The sequence below is a fragment of the Lichenibacterium dinghuense genome (assembly GCF_021730615.1).
Lineage (GTDB): Bacteria > Pseudomonadota > Alphaproteobacteria > Rhizobiales > Beijerinckiaceae > Lichenihabitans > Lichenihabitans dinghuensis.
In genome coordinates, this window is the sequence record NZ_JAJLMN010000001.1 from 2,419,042 (window position 1) to 2,433,942 (window position 14,901).

At 72.8% G+C, this 14,901-nt stretch carries 17 protein-coding genes; 7 read left to right on the forward strand and 10 right to left on the reverse strand.

Going from position 1 to position 14,901, the window contains the following annotated elements; all coding sequences use genetic code 11:
• Nucleotides 1–44 precede the first annotated feature (44 nt).
• The 4 genes from rsmG (at nt 45) to L7N97_RS11740 (ending at nt 3,113) form a co-directional block, all read left to right on the forward strand.
• The gene (rsmG, locus tag L7N97_RS11725) at nt 45–704 is read left to right on the forward strand and encodes a 16S rRNA (guanine(527)-N(7))-methyltransferase RsmG (protein WP_237478450.1); all 660 of its coding nucleotides are present in this window, start codon (nt 45–47) and stop codon (nt 702–704) included.
• Nucleotides 697–1,500 (forward strand): ParA family protein, encoded by an 804-nt coding sequence (locus L7N97_RS11730; protein ID WP_237478451.1) that lies wholly within the window; start codon nt 697–699, stop codon nt 1,498–1,500. The genes rsmG and L7N97_RS11730 overlap by 8 nt, the downstream gene beginning before the upstream one ends.
• Before the next feature lie 14 nt (nt 1,501–1,514).
• The gene (locus tag L7N97_RS11735) at nt 1,515–2,408 is read left to right on the forward strand and encodes a ParB/RepB/Spo0J family partition protein (RefSeq protein ID WP_237482200.1); all 894 of its coding nucleotides are present in this window, start codon (nt 1,515–1,517) and stop codon (nt 2,406–2,408) included.
• Nucleotides 2,409–2,597: 189 nt separating this feature from the next.
• Complete coding sequence (locus L7N97_RS11740) at nt 2,598–3,113, forward strand: transposase (RefSeq protein WP_237478452.1); 516 nt, start codon at nt 2,598–2,600, stop codon at nt 3,111–3,113.
• Between the two features lie 61 nt (nt 3,114–3,174).
• On the opposite strand, the gene L7N97_RS11745 is transcribed toward L7N97_RS11740, so the two are convergent.
• The 5 genes from L7N97_RS11745 to L7N97_RS11765 form a co-directional block, all read right to left on the reverse strand.
• Nucleotides 3,175–3,540: a hypothetical protein gene (locus tag L7N97_RS11745; protein WP_237478453.1), complete on the reverse strand. Its 366-nt coding sequence runs from the start codon at nt 3,538–3,540 to the stop codon at nt 3,175–3,177.
• 11 nt (nt 3,541–3,551) lie between these two features.
• Nucleotides 3,552–5,126: a GMC family oxidoreductase gene (locus L7N97_RS11750; protein ID WP_237478454.1), complete on the reverse strand. Its 1,575-nt coding sequence runs from the start codon at nt 5,124–5,126 to the stop codon at nt 3,552–3,554.
• 59 nt (nt 5,127–5,185) lie between these two features.
• Nucleotides 5,186–5,734 carry a twin-arginine translocation signal domain-containing protein gene (locus L7N97_RS11755; protein WP_237478455.1) on the reverse strand — a complete coding sequence of 183 codons (549 nt, stop codon included), beginning with the start codon at nt 5,732–5,734 and terminating at the stop codon, nt 5,186–5,188.
• A 79-nt stretch (nt 5,735–5,813) separates the two neighbouring features.
• Nucleotides 5,814–6,209 carry a VOC family protein gene (locus L7N97_RS11760; protein ID WP_237478456.1) on the reverse strand — a complete coding sequence of 132 codons (396 nt, stop codon included), beginning with the start codon at nt 6,207–6,209 and terminating at the stop codon, nt 5,814–5,816.
• A 2-nt stretch (nt 6,210–6,211) separates the two neighbouring features.
• Nucleotides 6,212–6,532 carry a c-type cytochrome gene (locus tag L7N97_RS11765; protein ID WP_237482203.1) on the reverse strand — a complete coding sequence of 107 codons (321 nt, stop codon included), beginning with the start codon at nt 6,530–6,532 and terminating at the stop codon, nt 6,212–6,214.
• A 370-nt stretch (nt 6,533–6,902) separates the two neighbouring features.
• Between L7N97_RS11765 and L7N97_RS11770 the strand changes: the two genes are divergently transcribed.
• Nucleotides 6,903–8,051, forward strand: coding sequence for a hypothetical protein (locus L7N97_RS11770; protein WP_237478457.1), 1,149 nt, complete (start codon nt 6,903–6,905; stop codon nt 8,049–8,051).
• Between the two features lie 120 nt (nt 8,052–8,171).
• Here L7N97_RS11770 and L7N97_RS11775 read toward each other — a convergent pair whose 3' ends face one another.
• From L7N97_RS11775 to L7N97_RS11785, 3 genes are all read right to left on the reverse strand, one after another.
• Nucleotides 8,172–9,773, reverse strand: coding sequence for an OpgD/OpgG family glucan biosynthesis protein (locus tag L7N97_RS11775; RefSeq protein ID WP_237478458.1), 1,602 nt, complete (start codon nt 9,771–9,773; stop codon nt 8,172–8,174).
• 59 nt (nt 9,774–9,832) lie between these two features.
• Nucleotides 9,833–10,069, reverse strand: coding sequence for a hypothetical protein (locus L7N97_RS11780; RefSeq protein ID WP_237478459.1), 237 nt, complete (start codon nt 10,067–10,069; stop codon nt 9,833–9,835).
• A 262-nt stretch (nt 10,070–10,331) separates the two neighbouring features.
• Nucleotides 10,332–11,483, reverse strand: coding sequence for an SPL family radical SAM protein (locus L7N97_RS11785; RefSeq protein ID WP_237478460.1), 1,152 nt, complete (start codon nt 11,481–11,483; stop codon nt 10,332–10,334).
• A 75-nt stretch (nt 11,484–11,558) separates the two neighbouring features.
• Between L7N97_RS11785 and L7N97_RS11790 the strand changes: the two genes are divergently transcribed.
• Complete coding sequence (locus L7N97_RS11790) at nt 11,559–12,443, forward strand: methyltransferase domain-containing protein (protein ID WP_237478461.1); 885 nt, start codon at nt 11,559–11,561, stop codon at nt 12,441–12,443.
• A gap of 18 nt (nt 12,444–12,461) precedes the next feature.
• Here L7N97_RS11790 and L7N97_RS11795 read toward each other — a convergent pair whose 3' ends face one another.
• Both L7N97_RS11795 and hpf read right to left on the reverse strand, forming a co-directional pair.
• A complete protein-coding gene (locus L7N97_RS11795; protein WP_237478462.1) occupies nt 12,462–12,926 on the reverse strand; it encodes a PTS sugar transporter subunit IIA in 465 nt (154 codons plus the stop codon).
• 103 nt (nt 12,927–13,029) lie between these two features.
• Complete coding sequence (hpf, locus tag L7N97_RS11800; protein ID WP_237478463.1) at nt 13,030–13,680, reverse strand: ribosome hibernation-promoting factor, HPF/YfiA family; 651 nt, start codon at nt 13,678–13,680, stop codon at nt 13,030–13,032.
• 193 nt (nt 13,681–13,873) lie between these two features.
• On the opposite strand from hpf, the gene ribD reads away from it, so the two are divergent.
• Nucleotides 13,874–14,893 carry a bifunctional diaminohydroxyphosphoribosylaminopyrimidine deaminase/5-amino-6-(5-phosphoribosylamino)uracil reductase RibD gene (gene ribD / locus L7N97_RS11805; RefSeq protein ID WP_237478464.1) on the forward strand — a complete coding sequence of 340 codons (1,020 nt, stop codon included), beginning with the start codon at nt 13,874–13,876 and terminating at the stop codon, nt 14,891–14,893.
• The last annotated feature ends 8 nt before the right edge of the window (nt 14,894–14,901 follow it).

Consider the following 14,901-nt stretch of genomic DNA (forward strand, 5'->3'; position numbering starts at 1 on the left):
GGCGTCGCGCGCCCTCCCCGCCGGGGAGAAGGGCGCCACGCCCCATGGTCGAACCCTTGTCACCCATCTCCGACGACCGCCGCCGCGCCCTCGCCCTGGTCCCCGTTTCACGTGAAACCGAGGAGCGATTCGCCGTCTACGCCGACCTGCTCGCGCGCTGGCAGCGCATCAAGAACCTCGTCTCGCCGACGACGCTGCCCGAGGTGTGGACGCGCCACCTCGCCGACTCGGCGCAGATCCAGCCCCTGATGCCGAGCGCGCTACGCTGGGCCGACATCGGCTCGGGCGCCGGCTTCCCCGGCCTCGTCGTCGCCATCCTGCTCGCGGGCCGGCCGGGCGCACACGTCGACCTCGTCGAGGCCAACGCGCGCAAGTGTGCCTTCCTGCGCGAGGCGGCCCGCGCCTGCGGCGCCCCCGCGACCGTGCACAACGGCCGCATCGCGGACGTGCTGCCGCGGCTACACTCGATCGATGTTCTGTCCGCCCGGGCGCTCGCGCCCTTGCCCGACCTCCTCGAAATGGGCAAGGTCCTGATCGACGGCGGCACGGGGGCCGTGTTCCTCAAGAGCGGGGCGGAGGTCGGCGACGATCCCGGCCTCGGGCCCGATTACGAGGTCCGCACGGTGCCGAGCGTCACGTCGCCCGACGGCCGCATCCTCGTGGTGCGGCGCGCCGTCCTCCCGAAAGGCCCGAGCCATGAGTGATCTGCCCGCCCGCGTCCTGGTCCTGGCCAACCAGAAGGGCGGCGTCGGCAAGACCACGACGGCCATCAACCTCGGCACGGCCCTGGCTGCCGTCGGCGAGCGCGTGCTCCTCATCGACCTCGACCCGCAGGGCAACGCCTCGACCGGCCTCGGCGTCGAGCGCCGCGACCGCGCGGTCTCGACCTACGGCGCGCTGACGGGCGACCATTCCCTGGCCGAGGCCTGCCGGTCCACCAACGTGCCCAACCTGTGGATCGCGCCCTCGACCATGGACCTGCTCGGCCTCGACCTCGAGATCGCCGACCACAAGGACCGCGCCTTCAAGCTGCGCGACGCGTTGCGCCGCCTCGCCGACACGGAGGACGGGCGCCGCTTCACCTACGTGCTGGTGGACTGCCCGCCCTCGCTGAACCTGCTCACCGTCAACGCCATGGCGGCGGCCTCCAGCGTGCTGGTGCCACTGCAATGCGAGTTCTTCGCGCTGGAGGGTCTGTCGCAGCTCCTCGCCACGGTCGAGCAGGTGCGCGCCAACCTCAATCCCGGCCTGTCGATCCACGGCATCCTGCTGACCATGTTCGACCCCCGCAACAACCTCGCGACCCAGGTCGTGGCCGACGTGCGCGCCATCATGGGCGACAAGGTCTACGAGACGGTCATCCCGCGCAACGTGCGCGTCTCGGAGGCGCCGTCGCACGGCAAGCCGGTGCTGCTCTACGACCTCAAATGCTCGGGCTCGCAGGCCTACCTGCGGCTCGCCTCCGAGGTCATCCAGCGTGAAAGGAAGATGGCGGCGTGAAAGGGATCGCTTCCATGGCGGAGGAGGGTGGGCGCTCGCGCCTCGGGCGCGGCCTCGCCGCGCTGATCGCCGACTCGTCGGCGCAGATGCCGAACGCGCCCGCCCCCGAGGCGCGCGACCGGCGGCGGGTGCGCCACGCCGACGTCCGCCCGAACCCCAACAACCCGCGCCGCACCTTCGCGGACGAGGACCTGACGGACCTCACCAACTCCATCCGCGAGAAGGGCATCATCCAGCCCATCGTGGTGCGGCCGGCGCCGGGGCGGGCGGGCGCCTACGAAATCATCGCGGGCGAGCGCCGCTGGCGCGCCGCCGGCGCGGCCGGCCTCGAGGAGGTGCCGATCGTCGTCGTCGAGGTCGACGACAAGGGCGCGCTCGAACTCGCCATCATCGAGAACGTCCAGCGCGCCGACCTCAACCCGATCGAGGAGGCGCGCGGCTACGAGCGGCTGGCGCGCGAGTTCGGCTATTCGCAGGCGGACCTCGCCCGCATCATCGGCAAGAGCCGCAGCCACGTCGCCAACATGATCCGCCTGCTCAAGCTGCCGGGCAGCGTCGAGGCGATGGTGGTGGACGGCTCGCTGTCGGCCGGCCACGCGCGGGCGCTCCTGGTCTTCGACGACCCCGAGCCGGTGGCGCGCAAGGTCGTGGCGCGCGGACTCAACGTGCGCGAGGTCGAGAAGCTGGCGCAGGCGCACCAGCGCCCGGCACCGGCGCCGGCCGAGGAGCCCAAGCCCGCGCCGAAGCGCGCCGCGCAGGGCGACGACACCAAGGCCTTGGCGAAGCGCATCGCCGCGGCGCTGGGCCTCGGCGTCGAGATCGACGTGCGGGGGGCGGGGGGCGAGATCCGCATCCGCTACGAGACGCACGACGAGCTGGAAAGCCTGTGCCGGCAACTGGCGCGCTAGATCCGGGATCTCGAAGGGCCTTCGGCCCTCCGGCGGGTTCGAGGGCGGAGCCCTGATCGAACCCCGGCGGGGCTCCGCCCCGCACCCCGCGAAGGGCCGGAGACCCTTCGATCCCATGCCGATAATTGAGGCAGCGCGGGGCTCATGATGCGTTTCGCGGCGCGCAAGCCCCGTGATAAGCCCTGGCCCATGTTATCCACCATCGTCGTCCTGTCCCCCGCTGCCGCGGACGCCTCCGCTCGGGCCGGCGCCCTCATGCGAACGCTGGCGGCGCTCGTGCCGGCGACCGTCGAGGGCGTCGTGCGCGACGTGACCCTGCTGCAGGTGGGCGACGCGGCTCCGCTCGCCGCGATCGCGGACGAGGCCGGCTGCAGCGTCGTTCAGGACAGCGACTTCCGGGCCGCCCTCGCGCGCGGCGTGGCGGGCGCGCGGTCGCCCTGGATCTTCGTCGTCAAGGCCGGCGTCGTGCCGTCCCGCCTGTTCGGCGAGGAGGTCGCGCGCGCGCTGGAGGGGGGCAGGGCCGTGGTCCTGCGCGAGGAGCCGGCGAGCCTTCGGGCACGCTGGTTCCCATCGCTGGCGCCGGTCGCCGGCGTCGTCCTGCCCCGCGACAGGATCGCGGAGGCGCCCTGCGCGAGCTTCGCCGACGTGGTCCGCCGCGCCCGGCCCGCGCGCGCCCTGCCGACCCCCGCCTTCGCGCTCCGGTGAGCGACGCCGCGGACCGCCCCCGCCCGTGACGGCGGGAGGGGTCCGCGAGCGCCGCTCGCCGTCACTTCTTCGGAGCCGTGCCGTCCACGGTGGTCGGCGTGGTCTTGGCGACGTCGCTGGTGTCGGCGGCGTTGGATGGCTTCGGGCTGTCGCCGCAGGTGGCGGTCGGCCCGGTGCCGGTGCAGGCGGCCTTGTCGGTCACGACGGGCTGGCCCTTGTCGCCCGCGGCCGGCGAGCCGTTGGGGCTGTTGGGGAACGCCACCGTGTCGGGCTTCTTGGCGGAGTCGCCGTTCGCGGGCGCCGGCGTCGAGGTCGCGGCATTGTCGGCCAGGACCATCGGCGCCGAGGCCTGACGGGCGTCGGGGCAGGCCGCGGCCGCACCGGCGAGGAGGAGCGGCAGCGCCGCCCCGAGGATGATCGCGCGCATTCCCGCCTCCCTCAGATGTCGCGGCTCTGCATGCGGCCGGCGATGTGGTCGGCCTGCCGGATGGCGAGCGCCACGATCGTCAGCGTGGGATTGCAGGCCGCGCCCGAGGTGAACTGCGAGCCGTCCGACACGAACAGGTTCTTGACGTCGTGGGCCTGGCCGAACTTGTTGATCACGCCGTCGCGCGGCTTCTCGCTCATGCGGTTCGTGCCCATGTTGTGGGTCGACGGATAGGGCGGGGTCGGCAGCGTCACGGTGGCGCCCACCGCCTGGTAGATCGCCGCGCTCTGCTGGTAGGCGTGGTTGCGCATCGCGATGTCGTTGGCGTGGTCGTCGTAGTGGACGGAGGCCACGGGCATGCCGTGCTTGTCCTTGGCGACGGGATCGAGGGTGATGCGGTTGGTCTCCTGCGGCATGTCCTCGCCGATCAGCCACATGCCGGCCATCCGGGGATAGGCCTCCATGGACGAGGTGAAGGTGCGGCCCCAGGCTCCGGGGTTGAGGAAGGCGGCCATGAAGGGCAGGCCGAGCGACAGCGTCTCCATCTCGTAGCCGCCGTTGAAGCCGCGCTTCGGGTTGTGGACCGCCTCGTCGCGGATGATGCCGGCCATGGTGGTGCCGCGGTACATGTGCACCGGCCGCTCGAAGATGCCGTACATCGTGCCGGTCATGTGCCGCATGTAGTTGCGGCCGACCTGGCCGGACGAGTTGGCGAGCCCGTCCGGGAACATGGTGGAGGCGCTGTTCAGCAGCAGGCGCGGGCTCTCGATCGAGTTGCCCGCCACCGCCACGACGCGCGCCTTCTGGCGCTGGGTCTGGCCCTCGCCATCCACGTAGACGACGGCGTTCACCTTGCCGCTCTGGTCGTGCTCGATCTTGAGCACCTGACTGTCCGGGCGCACCTCGAGGTTGCCGGTCGACTCGCCGGCCGGGATCTCGGTGTAGAGCGTCGACCACTTCGCGCCCGACTTGCAGCCCTGGAAGCAGAAGCCGATCTGCTGGCACGAGCCGCGGCCCATGCGCGGCTGCGAGTTGATGGCCATGCGGCCGGTGTGGACCTCCTTGTAGCCGATCTTGCGGGCGCCGGCCTCCATGACCTTGAAGTTGTTGTTGCCGGGCAGGCCGGGGATGTTGTTGGTGCGGGTCACGCCCATCTTGTACTCGGCCTTCTCGTACCAGGGGTCGAGGTCGGCGCGGGTGATCGGCCAGTCGAGCAGGTTGGCGCCGTCGAGGCCGCCGTAGGTCGACTTGATCTGGAACTCGTGCGGCTCGAAGCGGAGCGAGGCGCCCGCCCAGTGCACCGTGGAGCCGCCGACCGACTTCACGATCCAGGCTGGCAGGTTCGGGAAGTCGTGGGCGACGCGCCACGAGCCCGAGGTGGTGCGCATGTCGGTCCAGGCGAGCTGGGCGAAGCTTTCCCACTCGTCGTTGATGAAATCGGCGATCTCGTTGCGGGAGCCCGCCTCCAGGATCACGACCTTGATGCCCTTCTGGGCCAGCTCGTTGCCGAGCGTGCCGCCGCCCGCCCCCGAGCCGACGATGACGACGACGCTGTCGTCGTTCTTGTCGAACTGTGCCTGTGCCATCTCGCGTTTCCTCCGACCGTTCTGTCCCTTGGTGATTTTTCCTTCGCTCGACTGGGTGCCTACACCTTCGGGAGCCAGTCGATGTCGTTGAAGCCGCGGTTGAGATAGCCGCCGTACTCGGCCGAGGAGCCCTCGTATCCGAACTTCGGCCAAAGGTCGTGCTGGTTGTACAGTGACACGACCATGTCGGCCCGGATCTTCTTGAAAAAGTCGGTGTGCTCGATGCCCTGCAGCAGCACCACGCGGTCCGCCTCCCAGGGCACGTCCACGTAGGCGACCTTGAAGCGGTCCTTGGCATCGGCGTCGAGCCGGCCGACGCCCTCGGTCAGCATGGTCTTGATGCCGGCGTCGCCGGCGGCCTTCTTGTCCCAGGGCTTGATGGCGGTGATGTAGTAGACGTCGCCGAGGAAGTCGTGCGGGTAGATGTCCCGCGCCATCTTCACCATGGTCTTGAGCTGCGGCGCGCTCAGGGCCTGCGCGTCCTCGGCCCAGGCGTCGGTGATGCTGAGCCCGGTGCCGGCCGCGATGGCGGCGGCGGGGGCGGCCGAGGCCGCGCCCTTCAGGAAGGTGCGCCGGCTGTAGCGGCTGCGCGGATCGATCTCTCTCATGGCAGTTCCTCCGGAGGGGGCTTGGGCCTCGCCGGAGGGGCGGTCTCGTGCCGCCTGTCTCCGACGGGCCGTCGATGCGTCAGCCGAAGCGGCCGCCGCGCTGGATGACCTCGATCTTGTAGCCGTCGGGGTCGGTGGCGAAGAAGAAGCGGGCGAGGGTCTGGCCCTCGTGCTTGAAGTCCTTCGGGGCGGTGGCGGGGAAGCCTTCGCGCTCGAAGCGGGCGTGCTCGGCGTCCACGTCGTCGACCACGACGGCGAGGTGGCCGTAGCCGTTGCCGAGGTCGTAGTCCTTCTCCTGGTCCTTGTTGACCGTGAGCTCCAGTTCGAACGGCGAGGACGGGTGGCGCAGGTAGATCAGCGCGAAACCGCCGAAGTCGAACTTCTCGGCCTGCTCCAATCCGAAGGCGCGGGCATAGTAGTCGGTGCTGCGCTTCTCGTCGCGCACGCGGATCATGGAATGGACGGGCTTGGCCATGGTCAGTGGAGGTCCTTCAGGTAGTCGATGATGGCCTTTCTGACCTCCGGCTTGGCCTGCTTGTAAGGCATGATGGCGCCGGGGATCACGGCCTGCGGGTTGGTCAGCCACGGGTCGAGGTGGGCCTCGTCCCAGTTCCAATCGGCCTTCTCGAACCCCGCCGAGTAGTGATAGTCGGCCACCGAGCCGGCTTTGCGGCCGTAGACGCCTTCGAGCGTCGGTCCCTGCCGCTTGGGATCCGACGCGTGGATCGTGTGGCAGGCCGCGCACTGGTTCTTGAACAGCTTCGCGCCGTCCGGCGCCGACGCTTCCGGGGCGGCCATCTGGGCCGAGGCGGAGTTCGCCAGGGCCGCCGCGGACAGGAGCCCGATGAAGACCGCACGTGTCGTCGCCCGCATTCGTCAGCCCCTCCCGCGGTCGTTCCGCCTCTGTGGGAAAGCCGTCGAGGGCTTCCTCCGGGCGTCGACCTCGCGCACAGGTTAGGGAGCATCGCCGCCGCCGTGGTGGTAGCGGGCTTTGGCGCCCCCGAAAAAATCGCCGGTGCCGCGCGGTCGACGGCGCCCGCGCTCCCCGTCTCCGTGCAATTCGCGGCCACATATCAACCGGGCCTTAGGGGTTGAACCTCCATCAAGGGATGTGCAACGCGCGTCCGGCGATGCGGGCGGCGGCCGGGGAGCAGCGGAGAGCCGATCCATGGACGTCACGCTGACCAGGCCCTCCGCCGTCGATCCGCCGTCGGGACCCGACGATGCGATCGTCAGCCTCCGGCCGAACCGGGGGCGGTGGAACGCCATGCTGGCGCGCTCGACGGCGGTGCTCGACGCCGCCCTGCGGGCCTCGCTGACGGCCGACCAGGGCACCGCTCCCCTGGCGCCCTGGCAGCGGACCTGGGCGGCCGGCGCCGCCCTGGCGGGCGCGGCCGGCGTCGGCTCGCTCGCCGCGCTGGCCGGCTTCCGGCCCGACCTCGGCCCCTACGAGCCCGCGGCCCTCACGGCGGCGGTCGCGGCGGCCGGCGTGCCGGTGGCGCTCTGCATCCGCCGCGCGGTCGTCGGAGCGGAGCGCCGCTCGGCCGGGGCGGCCCCCGCCGCGCCCCCGCCCGGTCCCGGCCCGTCGCGGGCACCGCCGGTCAGGCGGGAGGGAGTTCTCCGCCGCCTGATGGACGGCCTGCGCCGGCCGGACCGCGCCGCGCGGCGTCGCTCGCGCCGTCAGGACCGCGCCGTCGCCCGCGCGCGGGCCGACATCGCGCGGCGCGAGCAGCGCTTGGCCGAGCGCATCGCGGCGACCGACGAGCCTCGGCGCGAACCGTCCTCCGCTTCCCCGGCGCCCCGCCCCGCCCCGACGGCGCGGTCGCGCGCGCCGGCCTCCCCGTCCGATCCCGCTCCCGCCCGGACCGGGGCGCGGGAGACGGGCGCGGCACCCTGGACCCTGCCGCGGGAGATCACCGAGGCGCTGACCGACCTCGAAGCCCGCGAACGGCTGCACGCCGAGCGGGTCGCAGTGGCGCGCCGCGCGTCGGCCGCGGCCCCTCCGGCATCGCCCGCCGCCAACGCAGGGCGTGCCGGCGCCCCCGCCGTCAAGGCGCGTCGGCACGCCCGCATCAAGCCGCGCAACACGCGCACGCTCATCGCGACGGAGGACGGCCGCAGGCTCAACGCCCTGATCATCGACGTGTCGCAGTCGGGCGTCGCGATCGAGGGCAACCTGCCGGGCCTGTGGATCGGCAGCATGGTGACGGTGGGCAGCCGCCGCGCCAAGGCGGTGCGGGTGCTGCCGCGCGGCATGGCCTTCGAGTTCTCCATGCCGGTGCCGGCGGAAGCGCTGACGGTCGACTTCGTGCTGTGAGGTCGGCCGGTCAGGCGGAAGAGACAGGGCAGACAAGGAGCGATTCCGCGGGGGTTCGAAGCCGGGCACCGAAGGCCGGCAGACGCCCGACCTCCACCTCGGTTCGCCCCCCGCGGCTCCTCAGAATGGGTGGTACTGGAACAGCCAGGTCTCGCTGAGCGTCTCGCCGCCGCTCTTGAGGTACATGCGCAACTCCACCGGGTCGGTGCCGTCGACCGACAGGTCGAAGGAGGTCATCCAGTGACCCGGCACGCCGTCCGCCACGGCTTCGGTGATCTGGTAGGGCCCGATCGTCCCGCGCGACGCCGTCACGACGTGCTCGGGCTTGGTGCCGTAGGGCAGGGACTCCAGCGGGCCGCCGAGGAACTCCACCATGAACTTGCGCACGCCCGGCGGGCGGGGCTGGCCGGGCTGGCCGCCGCGGCCGAGGCGCGTCGCCGTCACCTTGGCGAGCGGCGCCGGGAAAGGCTCGTAGGCGAGCCAATATTGCTTGTAGTGGAACGCGTAATCGTTGCCGGCCTTGGCGGCGTCCTTGGGAACCCACATGGCCACGACGTTGTCGTGGATCTCGTCGTCGGTGGGGATCTCGATGAGCTGAACCGAGCCGGCGCCCCAGCTGCCGAGCGGCTCCACCCACACGCTCGGGCGCCGGTCGTAGTACACGCCGTCGATGTAATGGTCGAAGATGCGGTCGCGCTGCATCGTGCCGAAGCCCTTCGGCGACACGTCCGAGAAGGCCGAGGCGGTGGTGCGCGGCGGGTTGTTCAGCGCGCGCCACAGCCGCTCGCCGGAGCCGGTCCACAGCGCCAGGCCGTCGGAATCGTGCACCTCCGGCCGCCAGTCGATCGCGGTGGGCTTCGCGGTCTCGGAGAACCAGTACATGGTGGTCAGCGGCGCGATGCCGAGCCGCGTCACGTCCTTGCGCAGGTGCAGCGTGTGGTCGATCTCGATGATCACGCCCTTGGCGCGCGTCATCAGGAACTTGTAGGCGCCCGTCACCGAGGGGCCGTCGAGCAGCGCGTAGACCGTGAGTGTGTCGCCGTCGCCCGCCGGCGTCTCGATGAAGAACTTCGTGAAGTCCGGAAACTCCTCCGGGCGGTCGGCCACGGCCGTGTCGATGGCGACGCCGCGGGCCGACTGGCCGTACTGGTAGAGCTCGCCGATGGCGCGGAAGTAGGAGGCGCCGAGGAAGGCCGCCCAGTCGTTCTTGCGCCAGTCGAGCTTGCCGTTCCGCGGCTCCTGCACCCGGAAGCCCGCGAAGCCGATGCCCTTCGGCAGCTTGCGCGCCGGCGAGTCCGCCGGGATGTTGAACATCGACTGGTCGTAGACGATCTCGCGCGACACGCCGTCCTTGACCACCAGCATGTCGACCGATTTGGCGAAGAACATGCCGAGGTGGAAGAACGTCACCGGGAACTCGCCGGGGCCGTCCGCGAACAGCGCCTCGTCGGTGTTGAAGGTGATCTGCCCCCACTTCTCGTAGTCGAGCTGCTTGACGATGTCGTTCGCCGGCAGCATCGGCGCCTTGTAGGGCTGGCCCGCCATGGCCTTGGCCTCGGCCTTCAGCGCGTCGAACGAGAAGGGCTTCGGGTCGGCGAGCTTCAGCGCGCCGGCGCCGGCCGCGGTCTGCGCGTCGGCGGGCGTCACGGCCGCGGGCAGGAGCCCGAAGGCCGAGGCGGCCGCCAGGGCCGTCAGCAGCGAGCGGCGGTCGGTGTCGGTCATGGGGAGGAGCTCTGTGGAGACGGGGGAGGGGAGCGCGGGGAGCCTCGACGGCCCGTGACTCAGTGGCTGAGTGGCTCGACCCTGACGGCGGCGCGCATGAAGAAGTAGAGGCCGACGAAGCCCGACAGGCCGAACACGATCTCCACGCCGCGCGCGATGGCGGGGGCGAGGCCGAACAGGCCGCCGAGCGCCCAACCGGCCGCCCAGGACATGCCGACCAGCTCCGTGCCCACCAGGATGCACACCGACACGATGGTGGTGAGGTTGCCCCAGTTGATGATCCGCGCTTGCGCCAAAATGAACTCCGGAGGTGTGCGGCCCTGGCTTGACCTATAGCGGGGCAGGGTGGGTTGCAAGGCGAGGACCGGGACCGCAGCGCGGGCAGCGTTGCGCGTCACGCCTTCCGGCGTCGTCCCGGCCCTGAGCCGGGACCCAGCCGACCGGCCGGGCCAGGCCTCGGCAGGTTCAGCCCGGCCGCGCGGCTGGGTCCCGGGGCGCCGCTGCGCTCCGCCCGGGATGACAGCGTCGGAGGCGGAGCGAGACGCCGAGGCCCATCCGTCACGTCCAGTAGAGCACCCGCGCGGCCGGCAGGTGGAGCGCGAGCAGCGCCGTCAGCTCGGCGCGCATCTCCTTCATCGTGGCGGCGGGGTAGACGTGCTTGACCGAGCCGAACTTGGTCAGCTTGCGGCTCCGCTTCTCCTCGTCCATCTCGAGCTTCGAGGCCGGGTACCAGCCCTGGAGCACGCCCTTCGACTTCGGCGTGAAGCGGTGGGTGATCAGCTCCGCCGTGAGGTCGAGGTTCGGCGCGCCGCCGAGCTCGCGCGCCGCGGCGGCGAAGAGCGCGGCATAGCCGGCGCGCCAGTCGTCGACCGGCTGGATCGGCGCCACCGTCAGCCCGACCCTATAACCCGCGCGGGCGAGCTCGCCGAGGGCGCGCAGCCGCTCGGGCAGGGGGCTCGTGCCGCCCTCGAAGCGGATCAGGTGCGCGGCGTTGACCGACATGCGTACGCGCGTGCGCCCGCGGTGGTCGAGGCCGAGCAGCGGCGACACGTCCGCGAACTTGGTGGTGAAGCGGAGCTGCACGGGCGCGTCCCAGCGCCCGAAGAAGCGCACCGCCTCCGACAGCGAGCCCGTGAGGTGCTCGACGCCGAGCGGGTCGGCGTAGCAGGAGGCCTCGAAGGTCGTGCCCTCGCCCGAGCGCTCGGCCGAGGCGCTGGTGATCGTGCCCTTGCCCACGTAGTCGGCGAGGCCGGAAAGGATCTCCTCGACGTTGGCGTAGGCGCGGGTGATCGGCGGCCCCGCCAGCGAGCCCGCGAGGTAGCAGTACTGGCAGTGCGCCGGGCAGCCCTCGGCGAGGTCGAAGCGCCAGTCGGCCGAGGGCGGGATCGGCTGGAGCCGCCGCTTCGCCGCCGAGGCCACCACCACCGCCATCGTGGCCTTGGCGAGCCGGTAGTCGGCGGCCGCCCCCTCGCCGGAGGTCAGCCCGGTCAGCCGGTCGTTCGGCAGCTCCACCACCTCGGCGCCGAGCGCCGCGGCCCGCTCCGCCATCAGGAGCGCGCGCGGGAAGGCGCGGGCGCTCCGCGTGACGAGCACGCGCTTCGGCCGCCACAGGCGATGGTGCCGCAGCGGCGGCAGCGCTTCCGGATGGAGCAGGGGCGCCGCGGCGCCGGAGAACAGGTGCGGCGCCGGGGCGGTCGTGTCGGTGTCCATGCGCGCCAACGCGCGAGCGCGGAGGCCGGCGCCGCAGCCCTTTGACGCTCCCGCGCGAGGGGCCATATCGGAGCCGTGACCGACCGACCGCAAGCCCCGACGATCTTCGACCGCGCCCTGATCCGGCGCCGCCTGGCCCGCGCGGCGGCCTCCGGCGCGGAGCACTTCCTGCTCGCCCGCGCGGCGGAGGACCTCGTCGAGCGCCTGAGCGTGGTCAAGCGCGACTTCCGCCGCGTGCTCGACCTCGGCAGCCCCCGGCCCGACGTGGCGCGGGCGCTCAGCGCGGCGCGGCCCGAGGCCGAGATCACGCGTTTCGCGCCGCTGCCCGAGGCGCCGGACGCGCGCTGGCGCACGGTGGTCGGCGACGAGGAGCGCCAGCCCTTCGGCGCCGGCAGCTTCGACCTCGCCGTGTCGTGCCTGTCGCTGCACGCCGTCAACGACCTGCCGGGCGCGCTGGTGCAGGCGCGCCGCGCGCTCAAGCCCGACGGGCTGTTCCTGTGCTGCCTGCTCGGCGGCAACACCCTGACCGAGCTTCGCTCCGCCCTGTCGGCGGCGGAGAGCGAGGTGTCGGGCGGCGCGAGCCCGCGCGTGGCGCCCTTCTCGGACCTGCGCGACCTCGGCGGGCTGCTGCAGCGGGCCGGCTTCGCGCTGCCGGTGACCGACGTCGAGCCGCTGGTGGTGCGCTACCGCGCGCTCGGCCGGCTGTTCACCGACCTGCGCGACATGGGCGCCACCAACGCGCTGGCGCTGCGCCACCGCGGGCCGCTGCCCCGCACCGTGCTCGCGCGCGCCGCGGCGGTCTATGCCGAGCGGTTCTCGGACCCGGACGGGCGGCTGCGCGCCACCTTCGACGCCGTGTGGCTGTCCGGCTGGGCCCCACACGAGAGCCAGCAGAAGCCGCTCAAGCCCGGCTCCGCCAAGGCGTCGCTCGAAGCGGCGCTGCTGAAGGCGCGGGAGTAGGCCGGCTCCGGCGGCCCCTCAGGCCGCGTTGGAGGTCGGCTGCTGGGTCAGCACGCCGTAGAGGCCCGCCGCGTCGCGCGTGGCGCGGAGCTTTGCCACGATGCGCGGCTCGCGCAGCATGCGGGCGATGCGGGCCAGCGCCTTGAGGTGGTCGGCGCCCGAGGCTTCCGGCGCCACGAGCAGGAAGGCGAGGTCGACCGGCGCGCCGTCGAGCGACTCGAACTCAATGGGCCGCTCCAGCCGGGCGAAGACGCCGACGATGCGGTCGCAGTTGACGAGCTTGCCGTGCGGGATCGCGATGCCGTTGCCCACCCCCGTCGAGCCCAGCCGCTCGCGCTGCAGCACGGCATCGTAGATCTCGCGCGCGCCGAGGCCCGAGATCGCGGATGCGCGCTCGCTCATCTCGTGCAGCGCCGACTTCTTGGTGTTCACGCGCAGCGCCGGCAGGATGGCATCGACGGTGATCAGATCGTTGAGCGACATCTCGTCTCGAACCCATAGGCGGCGTGCCGAACACGGCAACTTCCGTGCCAGGGGTGCCTCTGACGGCGGCCCGTCGCCGGAGCGGCGGACCGCATAGCACGGGTCAGGGGCGCTCGGCCAATCCCCCGGCCGGCCGGGCGGGGTCGATCCACCCGATATGGCCATCGCTGCGCCGATACACCACGTTGAGCTCGCCCGCGGCGCTCGGGCGGAACATCAGGAGCTGGGCGCCCGACATGTCGAGCTCCAGAACCGCCGCCGACACCGACAGGGTGCGGACCGCCACGCTCGACTCCGCCACTACGGTGGCGCTGAAGTCCGGCGCCACCTCCTCGCCCTCCGGGGCCTCCAGCGTGCGGTAGCTGACCCTCGGCGCTTCCGCGGCGTCGTCGGGCTCGGGCGCGGCCGACAGGGTGGCGTCCGGCCGGCCCCGATGGGCGCCGCGGTCCTTGAGGCGCCGCTTGTGCCGGCGGAGGCGCTTCTCCAGGCGTTCCACGGCCTGGTTGACCGTGGCGTAGGGGTCGTGGGCGTGGCCCTCGGACTGGAGCGTGATGCCGGCGGGGAGGTGGAGCACCATGTCGGCGCGGAACGCGGAGCCGTCGGGCTGCAGCGTGACGTGACCCGTGGCCTCGCGGTCGAAATACTTGGCCAGGGCGCCGCCGACGCGCTCCCGCGCGTGGGCCTGCAGGGACTCGCCGATGTCCAGGTTCTTGCCCGACACGCGCAGCACCATGTTCAGCTCCTCCCTCGACACGGACCCGGCCCCTCGTCGAGGGTGCCAGGATGACGCAGTCTACGGCCGGCGCGGACGAATGGTTCCGGCCGGGTCCCGTGGCCCGCCGGCGCCCCGGCTTGCGGGGGGCAGGCCTCCGCATTACGTCAAGGGCTCCGCCGCGGGCCGGCCCGTCCGGCGCTGGATCCCTCAACCGCCCTCGGGGCCTCGTCCCTTGCCGTTCCCGGATCCCACCCTCCCCGCGCCGCCCGCCGCCCCGCAGGACCTCGCTTCCGCGCTGCGGCTGGCGATCGACGCCGCGTCCCGCTTCCGGGGCGCCACCGCCCCCAACCCCACCGTCGGCTGCTGCCTCCTCGACGCCGAGGGGCGCGTGGTCGCCCTCGACGCCCACCGCCGCGCCGGCACGGCCCACGCCGAGGCCGGCGCCATCGCGCAGGCCCGCGCGGCCGGCACGGTCGGCCGCGTCCACACGGTCGTGGTGACGCTGGAGCCCTGCGACCACCACGGCCGCACCCCGCCCTGCACGGAAGCGATCCTGTCGACGCCGGCGCGCCGCGTCGTGGTGGGCGCCGTCGACCCCAACCCCGCCGTGGCGGGCGGCGGGGCCGGGCGGCTCGCCCGCGCCGGCCTCGACGTGCTGATGGCCGACGGCCTCCCCGGCTGCGCGGCGCTCGCGGACGGCTGCCGGGCCCTGATCGCGCCCTTCGCCAAGCGCGCCACGACGGGGCGCCCCTATGTCACGGTCAAGCAGGCGCTCGATCCCGCGGGCTCGATGATCCCGCCGCCCGGCGCCAAGACCTTCACCTCCGAGCCGGCGCTGCGCCTCGCCCACGCGCTGCGGCGCCGCGCCGACGCGGTCCTGACCGGCTCCGGCACCGTGCTCGGCGACGATCCCGGCTTCGACGTGCGCCGCGTGCCCGACCATCCCGGCCGCCGGCGCCAGCTCGCCGTGCTGGACCGCCGCGGCCGCGTGCCCGCCGCCTGGCTGGAGCGCGCGGCCTCGCGTAACCTCGACGCCTTCAGGAGCGATGACATCGGGACGGCGCTGGACCGGCTCGGCGCGGCCGGCGCCCTGGAGGTGCTGGTCGAGGCCGGGCCCGCCGTGCTGGAGTCCGTCGCCGCGGCGGGTCTGTGGGACGAGTGGGTGGTGATCCGCAAGGGCCGGGGCGCCGCCCCGGACCGGGCCGAGGTTCGGCGCCGTGGCGGCGCGGTCGAGACCCTGGAGCTGTCCTGATGGCCGCG